This is a genomic window from Candidatus Pelagibacter sp. (assembly GCF_052049835.1).
Classification (GTDB): domain Bacteria; phylum Pseudomonadota; class Alphaproteobacteria; order Pelagibacterales; family Pelagibacteraceae; genus Pelagibacter.
Window position 1 is genome coordinate 1 of sequence record NZ_JBNGZF010000005.1, and the last position, 20,298, is coordinate 20,298.

Annotated in this window: 23 protein-coding genes; 13 read left to right on the forward strand and 10 right to left on the reverse strand. The window is 27.1% G+C overall.

Annotated features, from left to right (window positions below; all coding sequences use genetic code 11):
* The first annotated feature begins 152 nt into the window (after nt 1-152).
* The 5 genes from fabZ to lpxB are packed head-to-tail and all read left to right on the forward strand — an operon-like array spanning nt 153 to nt 4,332.
* Nucleotides 153-596 (forward strand): 3-hydroxyacyl-ACP dehydratase FabZ, encoded by a 444-nt coding sequence (gene fabZ, locus ACTT9R_RS04235; protein WP_440926793.1) that lies wholly within the window; start codon nt 153-155, stop codon nt 594-596.
* 53 nt (nt 597-649) lie between these two features.
* On the forward strand, nt 650-1,630 hold the full coding sequence (gene lpxD / locus ACTT9R_RS04240; protein ID WP_440926794.1) for a UDP-3-O-(3-hydroxymyristoyl)glucosamine N-acyltransferase: 981 nt from the start codon (nt 650-652) through the stop codon (nt 1,628-1,630).
* Nucleotides 1,627-2,403, forward strand: coding sequence for an acyl-ACP--UDP-N-acetylglucosamine O-acyltransferase (gene lpxA / locus ACTT9R_RS04245; protein ID WP_440926795.1), 777 nt, complete (start codon nt 1,627-1,629; stop codon nt 2,401-2,403). The genes lpxD and lpxA overlap by 4 nt, the downstream gene beginning before the upstream one ends.
* A gap of 1 nt (nt 2,404) precedes the next feature.
* Entirely contained in the window at nt 2,405-3,199 is a 795-nt protein-coding gene (locus tag ACTT9R_RS04250) for an LpxI family protein (protein WP_440926796.1), read from the forward strand.
* Complete coding sequence (gene lpxB / locus ACTT9R_RS04255) at nt 3,196-4,332, forward strand: lipid-A-disaccharide synthase (protein WP_440926797.1); 1,137 nt, start codon at nt 3,196-3,198, stop codon at nt 4,330-4,332. The genes ACTT9R_RS04250 and lpxB overlap by 4 nt, the downstream gene beginning before the upstream one ends.
* Here lpxB and gltX read toward each other — a convergent pair.
* The 7 genes from gltX to ACTT9R_RS04290 all read right to left on the reverse strand — a co-directional run bounded on the left by gltX (nt 4,309) and on the right by ACTT9R_RS04290 (nt 11,724).
* Nucleotides 4,309-5,709 carry a glutamate--tRNA ligase gene (gltX, locus tag ACTT9R_RS04260; protein WP_440926798.1) on the reverse strand — a complete coding sequence of 467 codons (1,401 nt, stop codon included), beginning with the start codon at nt 5,707-5,709 and terminating at the stop codon, nt 4,309-4,311. The genes lpxB and gltX overlap by 24 nt on opposite strands.
* Before the next feature lie 22 nt (nt 5,710-5,731).
* A complete protein-coding gene (gene lexA, locus ACTT9R_RS04265) occupies nt 5,732-6,409 on the reverse strand; it encodes a transcriptional repressor LexA (RefSeq protein ID WP_440643859.1) in 678 nt (225 codons plus the stop codon).
* An 89-nt stretch (nt 6,410-6,498) separates the two neighbouring features.
* Nucleotides 6,499-7,290, reverse strand: coding sequence for an indole-3-glycerol phosphate synthase TrpC (locus tag ACTT9R_RS04270; protein WP_440926799.1), 792 nt, complete (start codon nt 7,288-7,290; stop codon nt 6,499-6,501).
* A complete protein-coding gene (trpD, locus tag ACTT9R_RS04275; RefSeq protein ID WP_440926800.1) occupies nt 7,283-8,275 on the reverse strand; it encodes an anthranilate phosphoribosyltransferase in 993 nt (330 codons plus the stop codon). Before trpD ends, ACTT9R_RS04270 begins: the two co-directional genes overlap by 8 nt.
* Before the next feature lie 4 nt (nt 8,276-8,279).
* Nucleotides 8,280-8,846, reverse strand: coding sequence for an anthranilate synthase component II (locus ACTT9R_RS04280; RefSeq protein WP_440926801.1), 567 nt, complete (start codon nt 8,844-8,846; stop codon nt 8,280-8,282).
* Nucleotides 8,846-10,303 (reverse strand): anthranilate synthase component I, encoded by a 1,458-nt coding sequence (gene trpE, locus ACTT9R_RS04285; RefSeq protein ID WP_440926870.1) that lies wholly within the window; start codon nt 10,301-10,303, stop codon nt 8,846-8,848. The genes ACTT9R_RS04280 and trpE overlap by 1 nt, the downstream gene beginning before the upstream one ends.
* The gene (locus ACTT9R_RS04290) at nt 10,303-11,724 is read right to left on the reverse strand and encodes a SurA N-terminal domain-containing protein (RefSeq protein ID WP_440926802.1); all 1,422 of its coding nucleotides are present in this window, start codon (nt 11,722-11,724) and stop codon (nt 10,303-10,305) included. Before ACTT9R_RS04290 ends, trpE begins: the two co-directional genes overlap by 1 nt.
* Nucleotides 11,725-11,780: 56 nt before the next feature.
* Here ACTT9R_RS04290 and tpiA point away from each other — a divergent pair, with 56 nt between their 5' ends.
* The 8 genes from tpiA to ACTT9R_RS04330 are packed head-to-tail and all read left to right on the forward strand — an operon-like array spanning nt 11,781 to nt 18,232.
* Nucleotides 11,781-12,521 (forward strand): triose-phosphate isomerase, encoded by a 741-nt coding sequence (gene tpiA / locus ACTT9R_RS04295; RefSeq protein ID WP_440926803.1) that lies wholly within the window; start codon nt 11,781-11,783, stop codon nt 12,519-12,521.
* 6 nt (nt 12,522-12,527) lie between these two features.
* Complete coding sequence (gene secG, locus ACTT9R_RS04300) at nt 12,528-12,827, forward strand: preprotein translocase subunit SecG (RefSeq protein WP_075484473.1); 300 nt, start codon at nt 12,528-12,530, stop codon at nt 12,825-12,827.
* Between the two features lie 44 nt (nt 12,828-12,871).
* Entirely contained in the window at nt 12,872-14,488 is a 1,617-nt protein-coding gene (locus ACTT9R_RS04305; RefSeq protein WP_440926804.1) for a CTP synthase, read from the forward strand.
* The gene (gene kdsA / locus ACTT9R_RS04310; protein WP_440926805.1) at nt 14,485-15,309 is read left to right on the forward strand and encodes a 3-deoxy-8-phosphooctulonate synthase; all 825 of its coding nucleotides are present in this window, start codon (nt 14,485-14,487) and stop codon (nt 15,307-15,309) included. Before ACTT9R_RS04305 ends, kdsA begins: the two co-directional genes overlap by 4 nt.
* Nucleotides 15,309-16,565, forward strand: coding sequence for a phosphopyruvate hydratase (eno, locus tag ACTT9R_RS04315; RefSeq protein WP_440926806.1), 1,257 nt, complete (start codon nt 15,309-15,311; stop codon nt 16,563-16,565). Before kdsA ends, eno begins: the two co-directional genes overlap by 1 nt.
* Nucleotides 16,565-16,867, forward strand: a complete 303-nt coding sequence (locus ACTT9R_RS04320) for an FtsB family cell division protein (protein ID WP_440926807.1) — start codon at nt 16,565-16,567, stop codon at nt 16,865-16,867. Before eno ends, ACTT9R_RS04320 begins: the two co-directional genes overlap by 1 nt.
* Nucleotides 16,857-17,777: a lipoyl synthase gene (lipA, locus tag ACTT9R_RS04325; protein WP_440926808.1), complete on the forward strand. Its 921-nt coding sequence runs from the start codon at nt 16,857-16,859 to the stop codon at nt 17,775-17,777. The genes ACTT9R_RS04320 and lipA overlap by 11 nt, the downstream gene beginning before the upstream one ends.
* Nucleotides 17,777-18,232: a type II toxin-antitoxin system RatA family toxin gene (locus tag ACTT9R_RS04330; protein ID WP_440926809.1), complete on the forward strand. Its 456-nt coding sequence runs from the start codon at nt 17,777-17,779 to the stop codon at nt 18,230-18,232. Before lipA ends, ACTT9R_RS04330 begins: the two co-directional genes overlap by 1 nt.
* On the opposite strand, the gene ACTT9R_RS04335 is transcribed toward ACTT9R_RS04330, so the two are convergent.
* The 3 genes from ACTT9R_RS04335 to ispF are packed head-to-tail and all read right to left on the reverse strand — an operon-like array spanning nt 18,225 to nt 20,277.
* Nucleotides 18,225-18,689 (reverse strand): CinA family protein, encoded by a 465-nt coding sequence (locus tag ACTT9R_RS04335; protein ID WP_440926810.1) that lies wholly within the window; start codon nt 18,687-18,689, stop codon nt 18,225-18,227. The genes ACTT9R_RS04330 and ACTT9R_RS04335 overlap by 8 nt on opposite strands.
* Nucleotides 18,689-19,180 (reverse strand): phosphatidylglycerophosphatase A family protein, encoded by a 492-nt coding sequence (locus tag ACTT9R_RS04340; protein WP_440926811.1) that lies wholly within the window; start codon nt 19,178-19,180, stop codon nt 18,689-18,691. Before ACTT9R_RS04340 ends, ACTT9R_RS04335 begins: the two co-directional genes overlap by 1 nt.
* Complete coding sequence (gene ispF, locus ACTT9R_RS04345; protein WP_440926812.1) at nt 19,177-20,277, reverse strand: 2-C-methyl-D-erythritol 2,4-cyclodiphosphate synthase; 1,101 nt, start codon at nt 20,275-20,277, stop codon at nt 19,177-19,179. The genes ACTT9R_RS04340 and ispF overlap by 4 nt, the downstream gene beginning before the upstream one ends.
* Between the last annotated feature and the right edge of the window lie 21 nt (nt 20,278-20,298).

Sequence of the window (20,298 nt, forward strand, 5' to 3'; positions counted from 1 at the left end):
AAATATAATAATTGAAGAATATTCAGTTAAAAATTCAATCAACATAATATTTAATAAAGATAATTTGTTAATGGCAAAAAAAAATTTAGATATTACAGAAGAAGTTTTTAATTTATTTAATCAAAAATTTGATAAAATAGAACTAAAATAAAATGAATTTAAATAAACAAGATATTATTAACCTATTGCCTCATAGAGAACCGATGTTGCTAATCGATGAGTTAATAAATATCAAAAAATTACACTCCGCAACTGCAATAATGAATGTTAAAAAAGATGCTTTCTATGTTCAGGGTCATTTTCCAGATAATCCAGTTATGCCCGGTGTACTTATTGTTGAAGCTTTTGGACAAGCTGCTGCTGCATTGACAGCTGCTGGAATTGATAAAAAAGAATATGAAAACAAATTAGTTTTTCTAATGAGTGTGGAAAAAGCTAGATTTAGAAATCCAGTTATTCCTGATTGTAAATTGGAATTAAAAATAGAAGCTATTCGATCTCACGGAAGAGTTTGGAAATATAAAGGTGAGGCTTTTGTAGAGGGAAAAAAAATGGCTGACGCTCAATGGTCAGCTACTATTGTTGATAGAAAATAATTAGTAATATTTATTGATAAGTATTTAGTAATTGTTTTGATAAAAAACAATTAATGAAAAATCCTTTTTTTTTAAATAAAGGTCCAAAAGAAATTGCTGATATTTTAGCTAAGATCAATCTTAAAAATAAATCTGAATATAGTGGAATAAAAATTTCTGATGTTAAAGACCTTGTAAACGCATCAGATAAAGATATTACATTTTTTCATTCTAAAAAATATGAGTTAGCCGCTTCAAAAACAAAAGCAGCTTTTTGTATAACAACAAAAAATTTAGCTAATAAATTACCTGATACCTGTCAACCTATAGAAGTTGACAATGTTCTTGTATCAACTGCTATGATTACTACATTGTTTTATCCTGATGCTATTACAGATGATTTTGATATTAATACCTCAAATATTGAAAATACTTCTTACAACAATTCTGTAAATCATGGTCAAAACATATTAATTGGAAAAAATGTTAAAATTGGATCAAACTGCTCAATTGGTCACAATACAATTATTGAGAGCAATGTTGTTATTGGTGATAATTGTTCAATAGGTTCTAACGTTATTATTAGAAATACAATAATTAAAAACAATGTTTCAATATTAGACGGATGTGTTATTGGAAAAAAAGGATTTGGTTTTTTTCCAAGTAAAAATGAAAATATACGTTATCCTCATATTGGTATTGTTATAATTGAGGATAATTGTGAGATTGGTTGTGGCTCAACAATTGATAGAGGTTCTTTATCAAATACTATAATTGGCAAAAATACTTTTTTAGATAATCAAGTACATATAGCTCACAATAACAAAATTGGTGATAATTGTATTATTGCTGGACAAGTTGGTTTTGCTGGAAGTTCTACCCTTGGAAATAATGTTATGATTGGTGGACAAGCAGGAATATCGGGACATTTGAAAGTGGGAAACAATGTTCAAATTGGAGGTGGTTCAGGAGTAATTAAAGATGTTCCAGATAATTCTAAAGTAATGGGTTATCCAGCTAAAGATTTAAAAAAATTCATTAAGGAAAATAAGTGATACATAAAACTGCAATAATTGATTCAAAAGCAAAAATAGCATCAAATGTTGAGATCGGTCCATATTGCGTAATTGGTCCTAATGTAGAAATTGGTGAGAACACTATAATTCAATCACATGTTAATATTTCTGTAAGTGTGAAAATTGGAAAGGGAAACAAGATTTATCCTTTTGTTTCAATTAATGATCCACAGGACTTGAAATATAATGGAGAGTCTACAAATTTAGTAATTGGTGATAATAATAAAATTAGAGAATACGTAACTATAAATCCTGGAACAGTTGGAGGTGGAGGTAAAACAGTAATTGGAAATAATTGTTTATTTATGATTTCATCACATATCGCTCATGACTGCCAAGTTGGAAATAATGTAATAATTGCAAACAATGTACCTTTAGGAGGTCATGCAATCATTGAGGATAATGTTATTATTGGGGGCAACTCTGCTGTTCAACAATTCACAAGAATTGGAAAAATGGCTATGATTGGTGGGATGACAGGTGTATTGCATGACGTAATTCCTTATGGATTATCAACAGGAAATAGAAATTCATTACAAGGATTGAACTTAATAGGTCTAAGAAGAGCCAAATTTGAAAATAAGGATATCTTAGGCTTAAGCGAAGCTTATAAAGAAATTTTTGCTACTAAAAATATTAATGAAAATATAAGTAAATTGAATGGTTCTTTCAAAGAGAATCCGTTAGTTAAAAATGTAATTGATTTTATAACAAAAGATAAAAAAAGATCTATTTGTACACCATTCTCATAAAATGATAGGATTAATTTTTGGTGACACTGATTTTCCAAAGGAAATTTTAAAAACTATCAAAAAAAAGAAAATAAAGTATTTGATAGTTGATTTATCAAAAGCAAAAAAATTTAAAAAAGATAAAAAATCTTACTCGGTATCCATAGGTCAGTTTGGTAAAATTATTAACATTCTTAAAGAAAACAAATGTAAACAAGTCTTATTTGCTGGAAGAGTAAATAAACCAAATTTTTCTAAATTGAAGTTAGATTTAAAAGGAATTTATTATATCCCTAGAATAATCAAAGCTTCAAAGCTTGGAGATGCTGCAATCCTAAAAGAAATTATTAAAATATTAGCTCAAAATAAGATTAAAACTAAAAGTTCACTTACATTTAATTCAGAATTATACTTGAAGAAAGGTAATTATTCAAAAATCAAACCAAACAAGCAAGATGAATTAGATATTAAAAAAGCTGTAAAATCATTAAATAATTTAGGACAATATAATTTTAGTCAAGGGGTTGTAGTTAGGAATAAAAAAGTAATTTCTATTGAAGGAAAAGGTGGAACTAAAAAAATGCTTGAAAAAAGTAGAAGCAAAAAATTTAAAAATCAAGGTGTTTTAGTAAAGTTTCCAAAAAAGAAACAAGATTTAAGAATTGATCTACCTACTATTGGATTAAAGACTTTAAAACAATGTAAAACAGCTGGATTGAAAGGTATTGTAGTTAAAAATAAACAACATGTTTTTTTAGATAAAAGGAAATGTATTAACTTTGCTAATAAAAATAGGATGTTTATCTCTGTAATATGAAAAAGATATTTATAATTACCGGTGAACCTTCAGGAGATAAACTTGCTTCCAAAGTCATATATCAACTTCAAAAAAATGATCCTAATATTAAATATTCTTGTGTCGGTGGAACATATTTAAATTCATTAGGAATAAAATCTATTTTTGATCTTAAAGAAATTACCTATATTGGTTTCACAAGTGTTTTGTTAAATATTTTTAAAATAAAGAATAAAATAAACAAAACTGTAGAAGAGATAATAAAATTTAATCCTGATGTTTTATTTAGTGTAGATAGTCCTGAATTTACATTAAGAGTTGCTGAAAAAGTAAAAAAAATAAATAATCAAATCAAGACTGTTCATTATGTGGCTCCTCAAGTATGGGTATGGCGAGAGGGTAGAGTTAAAAAATTTAAAAAGTTTTTAGATCATGTTTTGTTATTATTTGATTTTGAAAAAAAATATTTTGATAAAGAAAATATTCCAAATACTTTTGTTGGACATCCATTATTAGAAAAAGAAACAAAAAATAGAACAGATCTATCTAACATTATATCAAGCGATAAAAAAATTATTTCGCTTTTCTGTGGTAGTAGATCGTCTGAGGTAAATTCACTCTTACCAATATTGATTAATTTTATAATTTTAATGAATAAAAAATTTGATAATTTCACTTTTGTTTTTCATGCTACTGATGAAAATAAAAATTTAATCAACATTAAAATTAATAATACCAATTTAGAAAATGTTGAAGTTATTTCTGATGAAGATATAAAAAAACAAATATTGAATAATTCTATTTTTGCAGTTTCAAAATCTGGAACAATTTCTCTTGAAATCTGCAATGCAAAAGTCCCCTCTATAATTATCTATAAAATGAATTTTTTAAATTTTTTGATTGTCAAAATGTTGGTAAAAATAAAATTTGCTAACATCATTAATATTATAAATAACAAAGAAATAATTCCAGAATTAATTCAAAAAGAATGTAATGCTAAAGAAATTTACAATTCTGTTGTTTACTTTTTAAAAAATCCTGAATTAATGAAAAAACAAATTAGTGATTGTGAGGAAACTTTAACTAAAATTAGATCTAAAACTTCATCTTCTGATGAAGCTGCTTCAGTATTAAACAATTATCTTGTTAGTTAATCTTTTTGTTACTTCCTCTTTTCCCAGAGAAATAATTATATCGTATATTCCAGGTCCAAATTTTGAACCTGTTAAAGCTATTCTCAAAGGTTGTCCTACACCCTTAAAATTTGTATCGTTTGATTTAATTAAATCATTTACAATGGGCTCTAATTTTTCTTTGCTAATTTTATCAACGGCAGCAAATTTAGTAGCAAAATCAGTAATGACTTTTTTTGCCTTGTCATCAATTAGTTTAATATCGTCCTGATTAAACTTTACTTCATCTTCCATGATATATTGACCATTATTAAATATATCTTCTAATGTTTTAGCCTTGTTCTTTAAGAAAGTTAGAGATTTTTTTATTTTATCTTTTTTATCTGATTTAATTTCACTTTTATATAATTTGCAATATTCAGTAAGTTGATTGAATAAATCATTTTCATCAATATTTTTAATGTAATACTCATTCATTGATAAAATTCTACTCATATCTAACTTAGATGGTGACTTTCCTATACCTTCTATGTTGAAGTACTTAATACTCTCATCTAAAGTAAATATCTCCTTATCCTCATAAGACCAACCTAATCTAAGTAAATAATTCCTTAAGGCATCAGGCATTATGCCAATTTTAGAATAATCATCTAATGTTGATGCATTGTCTCTTTTTGATAATTTTCTACCTTCCATAGTATGAATAAGGGGTATATGTGCAAATTTTGGTAAATCCCAGTTCATTGCTTCATAAATTTGCATTTGTTTAAATGTATTAATTTTATGATCATCTCCTCTAATTATATGTGTCATATTCATTTGATGATCATCTACAGTCGCAGATAAATTATATGTTGGTGAACCATCATTTCTTAAGATTATAAAATCTTCAATTGTATTATTTTCAATTTCAACATCACCTTGAACCAAATCTTTAAGTATTGTTGATCCTTCTATTTTACTTTTAAATCTTATCACGGGTTTAATATCTTTAGGAGCATCTTTCTCATCAGCATCTCTCCATTTTCTATTGTAGATATACGGAAGTTTTTTTTGTCTAGCTCTTTTCTTTTGCTCTTCTATTTCTTCTGCTGAGCAATAACATTTATACGCGTTACCATTTTTAAGTAATTCATTTGCAACCCTAATATGATCATTGATTTTACTTGATTGAATGTATTCATCCCCATCATGCTCAATACCAAGCCATTTTAAAGAATTAATAATCTGTTTTTTATGTTCGTCTTTAGATCTTTCTTTATCAGTATCTTCAATTCTTAGGTGAAAAGTTCCTTTTTGATTTTTAGAGAACAGCCAATTAAATAATGCAGTTCTAACTCCTCCAATGTGAAGAGCTCCAGTAGGGGACGGTGCAAAACGTGTTGCTACTTTAGACATCAATGTTGTTTAGACTATTTTTTTAGAAGTTTCTATATAAAGATACTAAAACTCCTTGAACTTTTACTCTATCAGGTCCAAAAATCTTAGTTTCATAGTTTCTATTGGCACTTTCAAGGGCTACAACTTTGCCTTTTTTTCGAATTCTTTTTAACATAGCCTCATGCTCATCAATCAATGCTACAACAATTTTACCATTATCGGCAGTGTCAGTTCTTTTTATAATCACTGTATCACCTTCATGAATACCTGCATCTATCATTGAGTCACCTTGAACTTTCAACCCAAAGTAATCTCCATTTTTTTCTAAATTATTTGGCAGGGGAATTCTAGAAACTTCATTTTGTATTGCTTCTACAGGCGTTCCTGCAGCAATTTTTCCAAGAACTGGTACTTCAATTTCATCAGAATTAATTTGTTCTTCATCTAATCCACCTTTAATTACACTTGGTGAAAAGCTATTATAAATATCATTTGCAGAAGCGGTCTCTGGTAATTTAATTACCTCTAAAGCTCTTGCTTTGTGAGCTAATCTTTTAATAAAACCTCTTTCCTCTAAAGCACTAATCAACCTGTGAATACCTGATTTAGATTTTAAATTAAGAGACTGTTTCATCTCTTCATATGAAGGAGAGACGCCAGAACTTCTCAACTTCTTGTTGATAAATAAAAGCAGGTTTTTTTGTTTTTTTGTTAGCATAAGAACAAATATCGTACAAATAATGTTCTATAAAAGTTCTTTTAAATTAACAATACTTAAAAAAACAAGTAAAATAGGGCTTTATTTAGCTATAAAACAGAAAAAATAGAATTTTTATCTAAATTTTTCAAAAGTGATTCACCAATCAAAAAAGTGTTAATTGATGTTTTATTATTTAGTTCTAACAACTCTTCTTTATTTTTAATTCCGCTTTCAGATATTAAAGGACCTTTATGATTTTTTATAACATCATAAATATCATAAGTTGTATTTATATCAGTTTTAAGAGTTTTTAAATTTCTATTGTTTATTCCAATTAAAGCATCTTTAAAATTCAAAGCTTTTTTTGCTTCTTCCACTGTATGAACCTCAACTATAACAGACATATTGTATTTCAAAGCCTCATCGTATAATTCAGAAGCAAGATTATCTGAAACCCCGGCCAAAATAATTAAAATAGCATCTGCGCCATAGCTTTTTGCCAATGGTATTTGAAATTTATCGATAAAAAAATCTTTACACAATACAGGTAAATTAATTTTATCTTTTATTTTACTGATGTGAATTAAATTTCCTAAAAAATAATCTTCTTCGGTTAAAACTGAAAGACAAGTTGCTTTATTATTTAAATAAATTTGAGCGATATCTACTGGGTTATAATCATCTATTATTATACCTGCCGAAGGACTTGCTTTTTTAATTTCAGCAATAATTGAAGTTTTATTATTTTTTATATTATTTTCTATTTTCTCTTTAAAATTAATATAGCGATTATTTTTATCAATAAATTCATCCAGAGTTTTAAGATCTAAGGATTTTTTTAATTTATCAACTTTTTCAATTTTCTTTTGAATGATATTTTGAAGTATATTTTCAGACATTTTGAATTTTTTCTAGATGTAAAAAAGTTTTTCCAGAAAGGATAAATTCTCTTGTGTGATTATAAGCTTCAGAAAAGTCAGAAAATTTTTCTCCAACAATTAAACCTGCTGCAGCATTTAAACAAACTGCTTTTGAAAAATCATTATCCTCACCTTTAAATATTTCAATCATTTTATCAGAATTAAATTTAGCATCATCACCTACTAAATTTTTAAAATTATCTGCATTAACTCCTAAAGCATTTGGATCTATTTTTATTTCAGATATTTGACCATCTTTTAATTGAATAACATTAGTGATTGCATATGGAGATATTTCATCTAATCCATCCTCACTATTTACTATCCAAGCAAATTTTAAATTTAAATTTTTAAGTCCTTCTGCAAAAATTTTTAGTAATTTTTTATCAAAAACGCCAACAACTTGTCTTTCTACAAGAGCAGGATTACTTAAAGGACCAATCATATTAAAAATTGTTCTTTTTCCAATTTTCTTTCTAACAGGACCAACAAATCTCATTGCACTATGATAATTTGGTGCAAACATAAAACCAAAACTATTGGTATTAATTTCTTTTTCTATATCCTCAGGTTCTAAATCAATTTTAATTTTAAGAGCCTCCAAAACATCACCAGATCCACATTTTGAAGAAACAGCCTTATTTCCATGTTTAGCTACTTTTGTGCCCATACTTGCTAAAAGTAGAGCAGAAGCTGTTGAAATATTAAGTGTATTCATGCCATCACCGCCTGTTCCACAAGTATCAATACAATCATTTACATTCACTCTTTTTGATTTTTCTCTTAATACAAAAACACCACCAGCTATTTCATCGGCAACCTCACCTTTTTCAGACAATAGTGTTAAAAAGCTAAAAATTTGTTCATCACTGGCTTTTCCAGTCATTAAAATTTCAAATGCAGACTTACTTTCCTCAAATGTTAAATCTTGTTTATTTGTTAGTTTTTCTAAAATTTGATCCATAAATTTAATAATTTATAAAGTTTCTCAGTATTTTCATCCCAAATTTAGTTTTTATACTTTCAGGATGAAATTGCACGCCATGAATGTTGAATTTTTTATGTTGAACACCCATTATAACACCATCCTCCGTTTCAGCTGTAATCATCAGCTCTTTTGATAATGTTTTTTTATCAATTACCAAACTATGATATCTGGTAGCTTCAAATGTATTTGGAAGATTTTTTAAAATACCGATTTTTTTAGATTTAATTTTGCTTGTTTTGCCGTGCATTAACTTTCTTGCTTGTATAATTTTTGATCCAAAAACTTGTCCAATTATCTGATGACCCAAACATACTCCTAAAAAGGGTAATTCTTTGTATAATGATTTCAATATTTTAATACAATTGCCGGATTGATTTGGGTTGCCGGGTCCTGGTGAAATAACAATTTTATCATATTTCTTTTTACTGATTTCTTTAGAATTAATTTTATCATTCCTAACTACGTCAACTTTAATATTTAATGAGGAGATATAGTGATACAAATTAAAAGTAAAACTATCGTAATTATCTATTAACAATACTTTCATTATCTTAAAGCGTTTATTAAAGCTTTCGCTTTATTAACTGTTTCCTCATATTCATTTTTAGGTTTACTATCTGCAACTATACCTGCACCTGCTTGCACATAAAATTTTTTATTTTTAGCCACAGCAGTTCTTAAGGCTATGCATGTATCAAATTCGCCATTTGCAGCGAAATATCCGATACCACCAGCATATACTTTTCTTTTTGTTGTTTCTAATTCATCTATAATTTCCATAGCTCTAATTTTTGGAGCTCCAGATACAGTACCTGCTGGAAAACCAGCCAAGAGCGATTTAAATTTTGAAAATTTTTTATTATATTCCCCAATTACATTTGAAACTATATGCATAACATGAGAATATCTTTCAATAATGAAGCTTTCTGTAACTTTTATTGAATTTATCTTTGAGACTTTACCAGCATCATTTCTACCTAAATCAAGAAGCATCAAATGTTCTGAAAGCTCTTTTTTATCTTTAAGTAGGTCTCTTTCATAAAAAAGATCTTCTTTTTTAGTTTTACCCCTTGGTCTAGTTCCTGCAATTGGTCTAACAGTAATTTTATTATCCCTAAGTCTCACAAGTATTTCAGGACTTGCACCGATTATTTGAAAATCCTCAAAATTGAAGAAAAACATAAAAGGAGAAGGGTTTGTTACTCTAAGTTTTTTATAAATATCTAAAGGTTTTTTTGTTAATTTTGCCTCAAATCTTTGACTTAAAACAACCTGAAAAATATCTCCTAATTTTATATATTTTTTTGCCTTTTTTACTATCGATAAAAATTTATTTTTTGAAGTGTTAGATTTCACTTTTATATTTTTTGATTTTTGAATTATTTTTTTATCAATATTTTTAATTGATGACTGAATGAGCAATTTAAACAAATCAGATTTAACTTCTTCATATTTATTTTGATAGCTTTTAATTTTTTCATCTTTAAAAATGTTAGATATATAAAATATTTCTTTTTTTAAATTATCATGAATGACTAATGTTCTTGGACGAAGAAGTCTCACATCAGGTAAATTGAGATCATTTTTACAATTATTTGGAATTTTTTCTATATATCTAATTGAATCATAAGAAAAATACCCAGAGATTAATGAGCAAATTTTAGGTAAATTTTTAGGAGTTTCAAATTTGAAGTCTTCAATGATTTTTTCAATTAATTTTTCTGGCTTGTCATTTAATTTTCTTTTTTTATTTTTTTGAATTAGATAAGAATTATTACTATTAAATTCCCAAATTTTATCAGGATTTTTACCAAATATTGTATATCTACCTTTGATTTTACCTTTTTCTACAGACTCGAATATAAAACTATTTTTTTCCTCTAGGAAATTATCGATTAGGTTTAATACTTCCTCATCATTTTTTACTTTCTTTTTAGTAAAGATGATTTGATTTTTTTTGCTTCTGTGTCGAAACTTAAAATCTTTGAAGCTTCGATTAATAATCATTTGAAGTAATTTTTAACTCTATCGATAGTTTTTTGGTTTAATTGTATTTTATATTTGCTAGCTAGCAGTTGATCATAGGCAGCCAAAATACTTTTTCTTGTATTGGTAAATTCACTACTTACAAAATTCTTGTAATCTTCATCTTCTTTGTTTATCTGGTTTTTATTATATCCTGTTATTTTTACTAGATAAATTTTATTTTCACTATTGTTTACTAAAGTAAAAGAATTGACTGGCAATGAGTAAAGCATTTTTACAGAATTTATCTCAAAAACTTTGTCATCGTTAATAGAGCTAATTGACATGTACTCTTTGTTAAAATTACTTAACTCATCAAATTTAGTGTTGTTAAATTTATTATTTTGAATTTCTTCTAAAATTTTTCTGTTGTAATCAAATTTTCCTTTTTGATAAATTAATTCAACTATTTCACTTTTGATTATTTCATCATCTAAATCTGGAGATAGATCATATTCTTGATCTATATTATAAAGTAAAAAATTATCACCACTCTCAATTAAATCTAATTTCGTTTCTTTTTTTGAATAAATTAATTCTTCATTTATTTGTTCACTTGAGGTAGGTGCAAATTTAAAAATATCTATTATATTTACATTAATATTTTCCAAAATATTTTCAAAACTCGTACCTTGTGAAATTTTGTTTTCAATTTCATCAATTTCATCAAAAAAGTCTTGATTAAATTCTTCAATACCAATCAAATTTTTAGGATTTAAAATAACGTATCTAAAATCAATATATTCTCTTTTTAATTGGTCTTTATTTTCATCAATAAATACTTTTATTTCATCATCTGTATAATCTGACTTTAGTTTATATAGATTTTCCATATCAAAGTATTCAATATCTAAAGATCTATTATTTTCTTCAAATTTTTTATTAATTATAAATTTTGGTGTAATAGTTCCAGCTCCAATAAAATCAAATAAGTGTTTTTGTAATTCTCTATTTTTTAATTTTAATTCAAACATTGGTGCAGACATATTGTTTGATAATAAAAATTTTTCATACTTAATTCTTTCAAATTTACCATTTTCATCATGAAAGTTTTTATTCTCTTTAATATTTTTAAGTATTGTTTTTTCATTAATTGAAATATTAAAATCCTTAATCTCTAGATCAATAAGTGTGGTTGATATAAGTCCTGATAATAGTTCCTCTATAATATTGTTATCTAAATTATTTCTAATTGCATCTGCTGAAATTCCACTTTGATTAACGTAATCCATAAAATCTTGAGTGGTGACATTTGTTTTATTTATTTTTGCAATATTGTTTTGATTATTTGTACTAAATCCACCACCAAAACCACCAAAGCCAAAAGCAATAATAATTATAATAATTAAAACCAATCCACCAAATTGTTTCCAGCTTAAGTTTTTTAATTTTTCAATCATTGCGTTATAAATTTATTGATCTGTAAAAAACAAATCTATAGATTAAAAAGTCAATTATGACAAATAAATATATGTATTTTGTAGCTAATTGGAAAATGTTTGGTGATTTAAGAACTCTAAATTCACTTGATAAAGTAATAAAGTTTTCAAAAACTAATAAAAAAAATAAGTTTAAAATAGTTTATTGTCCACCAAATACATTAATTCGACCTTTATCGAGAAGACTAAAAAAAACAAAAATAGAGGTTGGTGCTCAAAATTGTCATCAGAGCTATGATTACGGTGCTTACACTGGTCAAGTAAATTCCACCATGCTTAAAAATGTTGGAGCAAAGTTTGTTATTTTAGGACACTCAGAAAATAGACAACTAGGTGAGACAGATAATTTAATTAATTTAAAAATAAACAGTGCAATTAAATCAGGTCTCAAAATTATATTTTGTATTGGCGAAACTTTAAAAGAAAGAAGACAAAAAAAAACTAATCAAATTTTAAAAAAACAAATTGAAAAAGGATTAAAATCTATAAAGAATAAATCTAAAATTATTATAGCTTATGAACCTGTATGGTCTATCGGTACGGGTGTAATTCCAAAAGAAGCTGATTTAAATAAAACTATTTCATTTATTAAAAGTATATTTGTAAAAAAATATCCTAAAATTTTATATGGTGGATCTGTAAATACTAATAACGTAAGTATATTAAAAAAAATTGGTAGCATTGACGGGTTTTTGATTGGAGGTGCATCGCAAAACCCAAAAAAATTTATTGATATAATCAAAAAAACCATTAATTAGACCCTCATGGAAACTTTATTATTAGTAATCAACATCATACTTGCAGTTATTTTGGTTCTTTTGGTTTTATTTCAAAAATCAGAAGGAGGTGCTCTTGGAATCGGAGTTTCCCAAGAAAATTTTATGCTCTCTAGATCAGCAGGCAGCTTCATGACAAAAGCCACTGCAATCGTGGCAACACTTTTTATAATTTGTAGTTTAGCTCTAACAATTATTTCTAGAGCAGAACTTACTCCTACAGGGTCGGTATTGGATACAGTTGAGGAAAAAACTGAAGATACACCTTCAATTCCAGAAAATAATTAATTAATCCTTTTCAATTCATTTTTTATTCGCTATAAGATACTTCCATGGCGCGATATATATTTGTCACCGGCGGCGTGGTTTCTTCCCTTGGTAAAGGTCTCTCTTCAGCATCTTTAGCATATTTATTACAATCAAGAGGTTACAAAGTTCGTCTAAGAAAATTAGATCCTTATTTAAATGTGGATCCGGGAACAATGAGTCCGTTTCAACATGGAGAGGTTTTTGTAACCGATGATGGGGCTGAAACAGATTTAGATCTAGGTCACTATGAAAGATTTTCAGGTGTAACTGCAAAGAAAACAGATAACATTACAACTGGAAAAATTTATAGTGATGTTCTTAGAAAAGAAAGAAAAGGTCAGTATTTAGGTAAAACTGTTCAAGTTATTCCACATATTACGGATAGAATTAAAGAATTTATAAAACACGATACATCTAAAGAAGATTTTGTCATTTGTGAAATAGGCGGAATAGTAGGGGACATAGAAAGTTTACCATTTGTAGAAGCGATAAGACAATTTTCGAATGATATTGGTAAAAAAAATGCATTATTTATTCATTTAACTTTAGTTCCTTATTTAAAAGCATCGGATGAAATAAAAACCAAACCAACACAACATTCCGTAAAAGAACTAAGAAGTATTGGTATTCAACCTGATATTATAATTTGTAGATCAGAAAGACCTATTCCTTTAGAACATAGAAAAAAAATATCTTTGTTTTGTAATGTTGATATTAAAAATGTAATTGAAACTGTCGATGTTAAAACTATTTATGAGGCACCGATTAGTTTTGCTAATGAAAAATTAGATGTTCAAGTTTTAAATTATTTCAAAATAAAATCCAAAAAATCAAATAATTTAACACCATGGAAAAAAATAACTAAAATCACTCTTAATACTAAAAGAAATGTTAACATTGCAATTATTGGAAAATACGTTGAATTAAAGGATGCTTATAAATCTTTAGATGAAGCACTCACTCATGGAGGAATATCCAATAATCTTAAAGTTAATTTGGTTAGAATAGACTCTGAAAAATTAAAAGTTTCAGAAATAAAAAATAAACTTAAAAATGTTTCAGGAATTCTAATTCCAGGTGGGTTTGGTAAAAGGGGAACTGAGGGTAAAATTGAGGCGATAAGGTATGCAAGAATAAATAAAATTCCGTTCCTTGGAATTTGTTATGGAATGCAAATGGCAATAATTGAATTTGCTAGAAATCAATTAAAGATTAAAAAAGCAACTTCTTCTGAGTTTGATAAAAGTGGCGTTCATATTATTGGCTTGATGCATGAATGGGAGAAAAGTGGCAGAAAAGTTAAAGGAACAGATAAAGATTTAGGGGGTACCATGAGACTTGGTTCTTATGATGCTATCTTAAAAGATAAATCTAAAATAAGGGATATTTACAAGTCTAGATTAATTAAAGAAAGACATAGACATAGATATGAAGTGGATATTTCATATAAAGAAAAATTTGAGAAGAAAGGATTAATATTTTCAGGTTTATCCCCAGATCATAAGCTACCAGAGATAATTGAACTTAAAAATCATCCTTGGTTTATAGGAGTTCAGTTTCATCCTGAATTTAAATCTAGACCTTTGAACCCACATCCTTTATTCTCTTCTTTTATCAAAGCAGCAAAAAATCATAGATGAGTGCGATTAAAGTAAATTGTGAAAATATAGAAATTTCAAACAATAATAAGATTTGTATTATTGCAGGCCCTTGTCAGTTAGAGACAGAGCAACATGCAATGGATATGGCTGGAAAAATTAAGGAAATTACTTCAAAATTTGGCCTTGGATTTATTTACAAAACTTCATTTGATAAAGCGAATAGAACAAGTTTAAAAGGTAAAAGGGGAGCAGGATTAGATGCTTCACTTCCTGTATTTGATAAAATTAAAAAAGAATTGAATGTACCCATTTTAACAGACATACATAATTCTGAACAATGTGAAATTGTTTCAAAACATGTTGATGTTTTGCAAATCCCAGCTTTTTTATGTAGACAAACAGACTTGTTAATTGCTGCAGCTAAAACAAATAAAATTATTAATGTAAAAAAAGGTCAGTTCTTAGCACCGTGGGATATGGTTAATGTAACAAAAAAAATTTCAGAGTCTGGAAATGATAAAATATTAGTAACTGAAAGAGGTGCAAGCTTTGGTTACAACACTTTAGTTTCTGACATGAGATCTTTACCCATTATGGCAAAGAATGGTTATCCAGTAATTTTTGATGCAACTCATTCTGTTCAACAACCAGGTGGCCAAGGAGAATCCTCAGGTGGTCAAAGAGAATTTGTTGAATATTTAGCAAGAGCTGCAGTTGCGGTTGGAGTTGCTGGTGTATTTATTGAAACGCATCAAGATCCTGATAATGCTCCATCAGATGGACCAAACATGGTACCATTGAATAAATTAGAGAATCTATTAAAACAATTACACGATATAGATAATCTAATTAAAAAATAGTGAGTAAAATTTTAAAAGTAAAAGCACGTCAAGTTTTTGACAGCAGAGGAAATCCAACAGTAGAGGCAGAGGTTTATATTAAAAATAATAGTGCATCCGCTATTTGTCCTTCAGGTGCTTCCACAGGAACTTTTGAAGCTTTTGAGAAAAGAGATAAAAATAATAAACGGTATTTAGGAAAAAGTGTTTTAAATGCAGTTAACTTAGTTAACACAAAGATTTCAAAAAAATTAAAAGGACAAAGTATCCATAATCAAGAAAGAATTGATGCTTTGTTAATTAACTTGGATGGTACAAGACAAAAAACTAACTTAGGAGCTAATACGATGTTAGCTGTTTCTATGGCTGTAAAAAAATTGTCTGCAAAAGTAAAAAAATTACCTTTGTATAAAACTTTTTCTCAAAAAAATAACTTTCAATTACCTTATCCATTAATGAACATTATTAATGGTGGAGCGCATGCAAATAATGGTCTTAGAATTCAGGAGTTTATGATCAGACCTGATCGTGCAAAAAGTTTTTCTGAGGCAATGCGGATTTGTTTTGTTGTCATTAAAAACTTAAGCAAATTAATTAAAGACAAAGGTTTATCAACTTCAGTAGGTGATGAAGGTGGGTTTGCACCGATGATCAGTAGTAATAATCAAGCTTTAGATTTAATTGTGAGTGCGATTAAAAAATCAGGGTTTATTAATGGGAAAGAAGTTTCTATTTGCCTAGATGTGGCTGCTAATGAATTATATAAAAAGAACAAATACTCTATTCATTCAAAAAGTTATATTTCAGTAGATAAATCTATTAAGGAATATCAAAAAATAATTAAAAAATATAAAATTAAGTCTATAGAAGATCCATTTGCTGAAAATGATTGGTTAGCATGGAATAAATTAATGAGGTCAATAAAAAAAGTTCAGATTGTTGGAGATGATTTATACGTAACAAACCTGGAAAGATTAAAGAAAGGTTTTTTAAATATTTCCTCAAATTCTATTTTAATAAAATTAAATCAAATTGGCACTGTTTCAGAAACTTTAGATGTAATTAAATTTGCTCAAATCATTGGATATAAAACAATTATATCTCACCGATCAGGTGATAGTGAGGATACGTTTATTGCTGATTTAGCGGTTGGTACTAATTCAAATCAAATTAAAACAGGATCTTTAGCCAGATCTGAAAGGGTTGCAAAATATAATCAATTAATCCGTATCGAAGAAGAACTTGGAAAAAAAGCGAGGATGAATAAGATCAATTAATGCTTCGATTAATAAAAAGAAATTATTTTTTATTAATATCTGTTTTTCTTATTTTTTATTTTGGTTTCAATTTAGTATCTGGAGAAAGAGGTCTTTTTTCGTTTATAGAAAAAAAGGAACTTTTGTCTAACTTGAAAAAAGAAGAATTAACCCTAAATAGTAGAATAGAAGATGTAGATCACAAAAATTCACTTCTAAGCACTAATTTAGACCTTGATTATATTGAGACTTTAATTAGAGAACGATTTTTGTTTGGTAAAAAAAATGAGACAATTTATATAATTAAAAAAGATGAAAAGTAGACATCCAGAAAAAGAAAACAAACCGATTAATCCAATTAAAAAAAAACCTGAATGGATTAGATCAAAGCTTACAAATAGTAAGGAATTTTTTTTAACTAAAACAATAGTAAATAACAATAATCTTGTAACTGTTTGTCAGGAAGCAAACTGCCCAAATATAACCGAATGTTGGAGTAAGCGACATGCAACTTTTATGATTATGGGAGACACATGTACAAGAGCTTGTGCTTTTTGTGATGTTAAAACTGGTGTGCCAGGAAAATTGGATCAACTTGAACCTATTAAGATTGCAGAAGCAGTAAAAAAATTAAATTTAAAACATGTTGTGATTACTTCAGTGGATAGAGATGATTTAGATGACGGTGGATCAGAACATTTTTTTGAAGTGATTAATCAAACTAGAAAAACGAACCCGAATACAACTATTGAGGTTTTAACACCTGATTTTTTAAGAAAAGGAGATGCATATAAAAAAGTATTAGCTGCTAAACCTGATGTTTTTAATCATAATATTGAAACTGTCCCTAGTCTTTATTTAAAAGTTCGACCTGGATCTAGGTATTTTGCATCTTTAGAACTTTTGAAAAATGCAAAAAAAGTTAATAAAAATATTTTTACTAAATCAGGAATAATGGTTGGCTTAGGGGAGACAAGAGACGAAATTTTACAAATCATGGATGATTTAAGAGCTGCAGATGTTGATTTCATAACGATCGGTCAATATTTACAACCTTCTACCAAACATTATCCATTAGATCGATATTACACACCAAAAGAATTTGAAGATTTAGGAACAATAGCAAAAGCCAAAGGATTTTTGTTAGTTTCTTCATCCCCTTTAACAAGATCCTCATATCATGCTGATGAAGATTTTGCGAAACTTCAACAAAACAGATTAAAAAATAATTAATGCCAAAAGCATCAGTTAAGAGATTAATTGATAATAGAAAAGATAAGCTAATTGAGTTTGTTTTAGATATTGAAAAATACCCAGAATTTATTCCTTTCTGTGATAATTCAAAAGTTTATGAGAGAAGTGATAAAGGGGATACAATAAATATAATTGCGGATCTTACAATAGGTAAAGGGCCGTTTAAGGATACATTTAAAAGTGACGTTAAATTAAATAAAAAAAATGATCATATTCATGTTGTTAATTTAGGTGGACCGTTAAACCATTTAGAAAATAATTGGAAATTTATTGAAGTAGGAAATGATGCTGATGGTTACAAAACAGAAGTTTTATTTGATATTGATTTTGAAATCGAAAATAAGTTTTTAAACATTTTAATGACTAAATCTTTTCAATTTGGCTTGGAAAAGATAGCAGACGCGTTTCAAAAAAGAGCTGAAAGTATTAAATAATTTTACTGATTATCTTAATTGCAGTACGAACTGTTGATTTTTGTATTAAATTTCGATTTTTTGATTTAAATTTATTTTCTTTGATAAGCAAAGTTGCACCTTTTTTGACACCAATATAAACAAGACCAACCGGTTTTTCTTTTGATCCACCGCCTGGACCAGCAATTCCTGTTATCGACACGTTGATTTTACTCTTTGAAATTTTAGATAAATTTTGAACCATTGCCTTACAACACTCATTGCTTACCGCACCATATTTTTTAATAATATTTTTATTAACTTTTAACATCTTTATTTTAGCTTGATTAGAGTAAGTGGTCAGACCCATTTGAAAGTATTTTGATGAATTAGCTAATTTGGTGAAATTATGAGCCAATAATCCACCTGTACAAGACTCAGCTACGGATACAGTTAATTTTTTCTTAATTAATTTTTTATGAAGTAATTGAATGCTCATTAGAATTTTAAACTTATTAAGTATATTAATATCATTGAATATAATCCTGCCATTATATCATCCATAATTATTCCAAAATAGTTCTTATGATTTTTATCAAAATAACTTACTGGAAAAGGTTTTAGGATGTCAAAAAATCTAAAAAATAGAAAAGATAAAATATAATAAATTTCGATTGAAATACTTATCTGATTGGTTTGATTTAAATACAATAATAAAATTAAAGGCATGGATTGCCCTAATACTTCATCAATTACTATTTGCCTTGGATCTTTATTTTTAAATTCAGATTCAGTGTCTTTTACTGCATAAAATGAATAAAAGAATAAAAGTGTAAAAAAGATAATTGAAAATTTAAGATCTGTGTAACCTAGAATTTCATAAGCAATATAAATAAAAACAGTTGTCACAACAGAGGTTATAGTTCCAGGAATTTTAGTTAAATATCCATAGCCAAAAAAAGTTGACAACAAAACATTTATTTTTTTCATTGCGTAATTGAGCATATAACTTCACAAGCTATTGCTTTTTCCCTTCCGATTAATCCAAGTTTTTCTACTGTTTTACCTTTTAGATTTATTAATTCTTTATCAATATTTAATAAATTAGATAGAGATTTGATTATTTTATCACGATGCTTTGAAACTTTTGGTTGTTCACATATTAAATTTATATCTAAATTATTTATATAAAAATCATTATTATTTAATATTTCAATAATAGGTTTAAGCATTTTATGGGATCTAATATTTTTATATTTTTTTTGATTATCCGGAAAAAAGGTACCAATATCTTTTTTTCTCATAGCTCCAAGAAGAGAATCGATTATTGAATGAATAATCACATCTCCATCTGAGTGTCCCTTAAGTCCTGAGTGATAAGGGATTTTAACACCACCTAAAAAAAGTTTTTTGCCTCTTATTAATCTATGAATGTCAAAACCTATACCAAAATAAGTTTTATTAGTTTCTATATCTTCTTTAAAAGTAATTTTATTATTTAAATTTTCTCCTTTAATAAATTTAATTTTTAGATTGTTTTCAATAAATAATGTTGCTTCATCAGTAATTTTATCTTTTTGTTTATTTGAAAGATTATATAAATCTTTAAATTTAAAAGCTTGAGGGGTTTGAGTTAAAATTGAATTATTTCTATTTAAGTTAAAAAGTTGGTTTTTTATTTTGTATTTAATAGAATCTTTTGAATTTATAGAAGGTATTACTGCTTTGTTGTTTTTAAGTGATTTAATTAGATTTTTTAAAATCTTGATAGTGAAGTTTGGTCTTGCAGCATCGTGAATTAGAACATTATTAGGTTTAAATTTTTTAATATATTTTAAGGCTTTTGAAGAAGAATCAGATCTCTCTTTACCACCCTTTATTATTGATACATTTTTAGGAAATTTTTCTTTAATACTTTTTTTATTATTTACGACTAATATAATTTTTTTAAATAGCTTTGATTTTAATGCTTTTTCTAAAGAATGTTTAAAAAGAGCTTTGTTTTTGTAAATATTGAATTGCTTTGGTTTATTTGAATTAAATCTTTTGCTTTGTCCTGATGCTAGTATTATAAAATAATTATTCATTTATATAGTATTTTTTATATT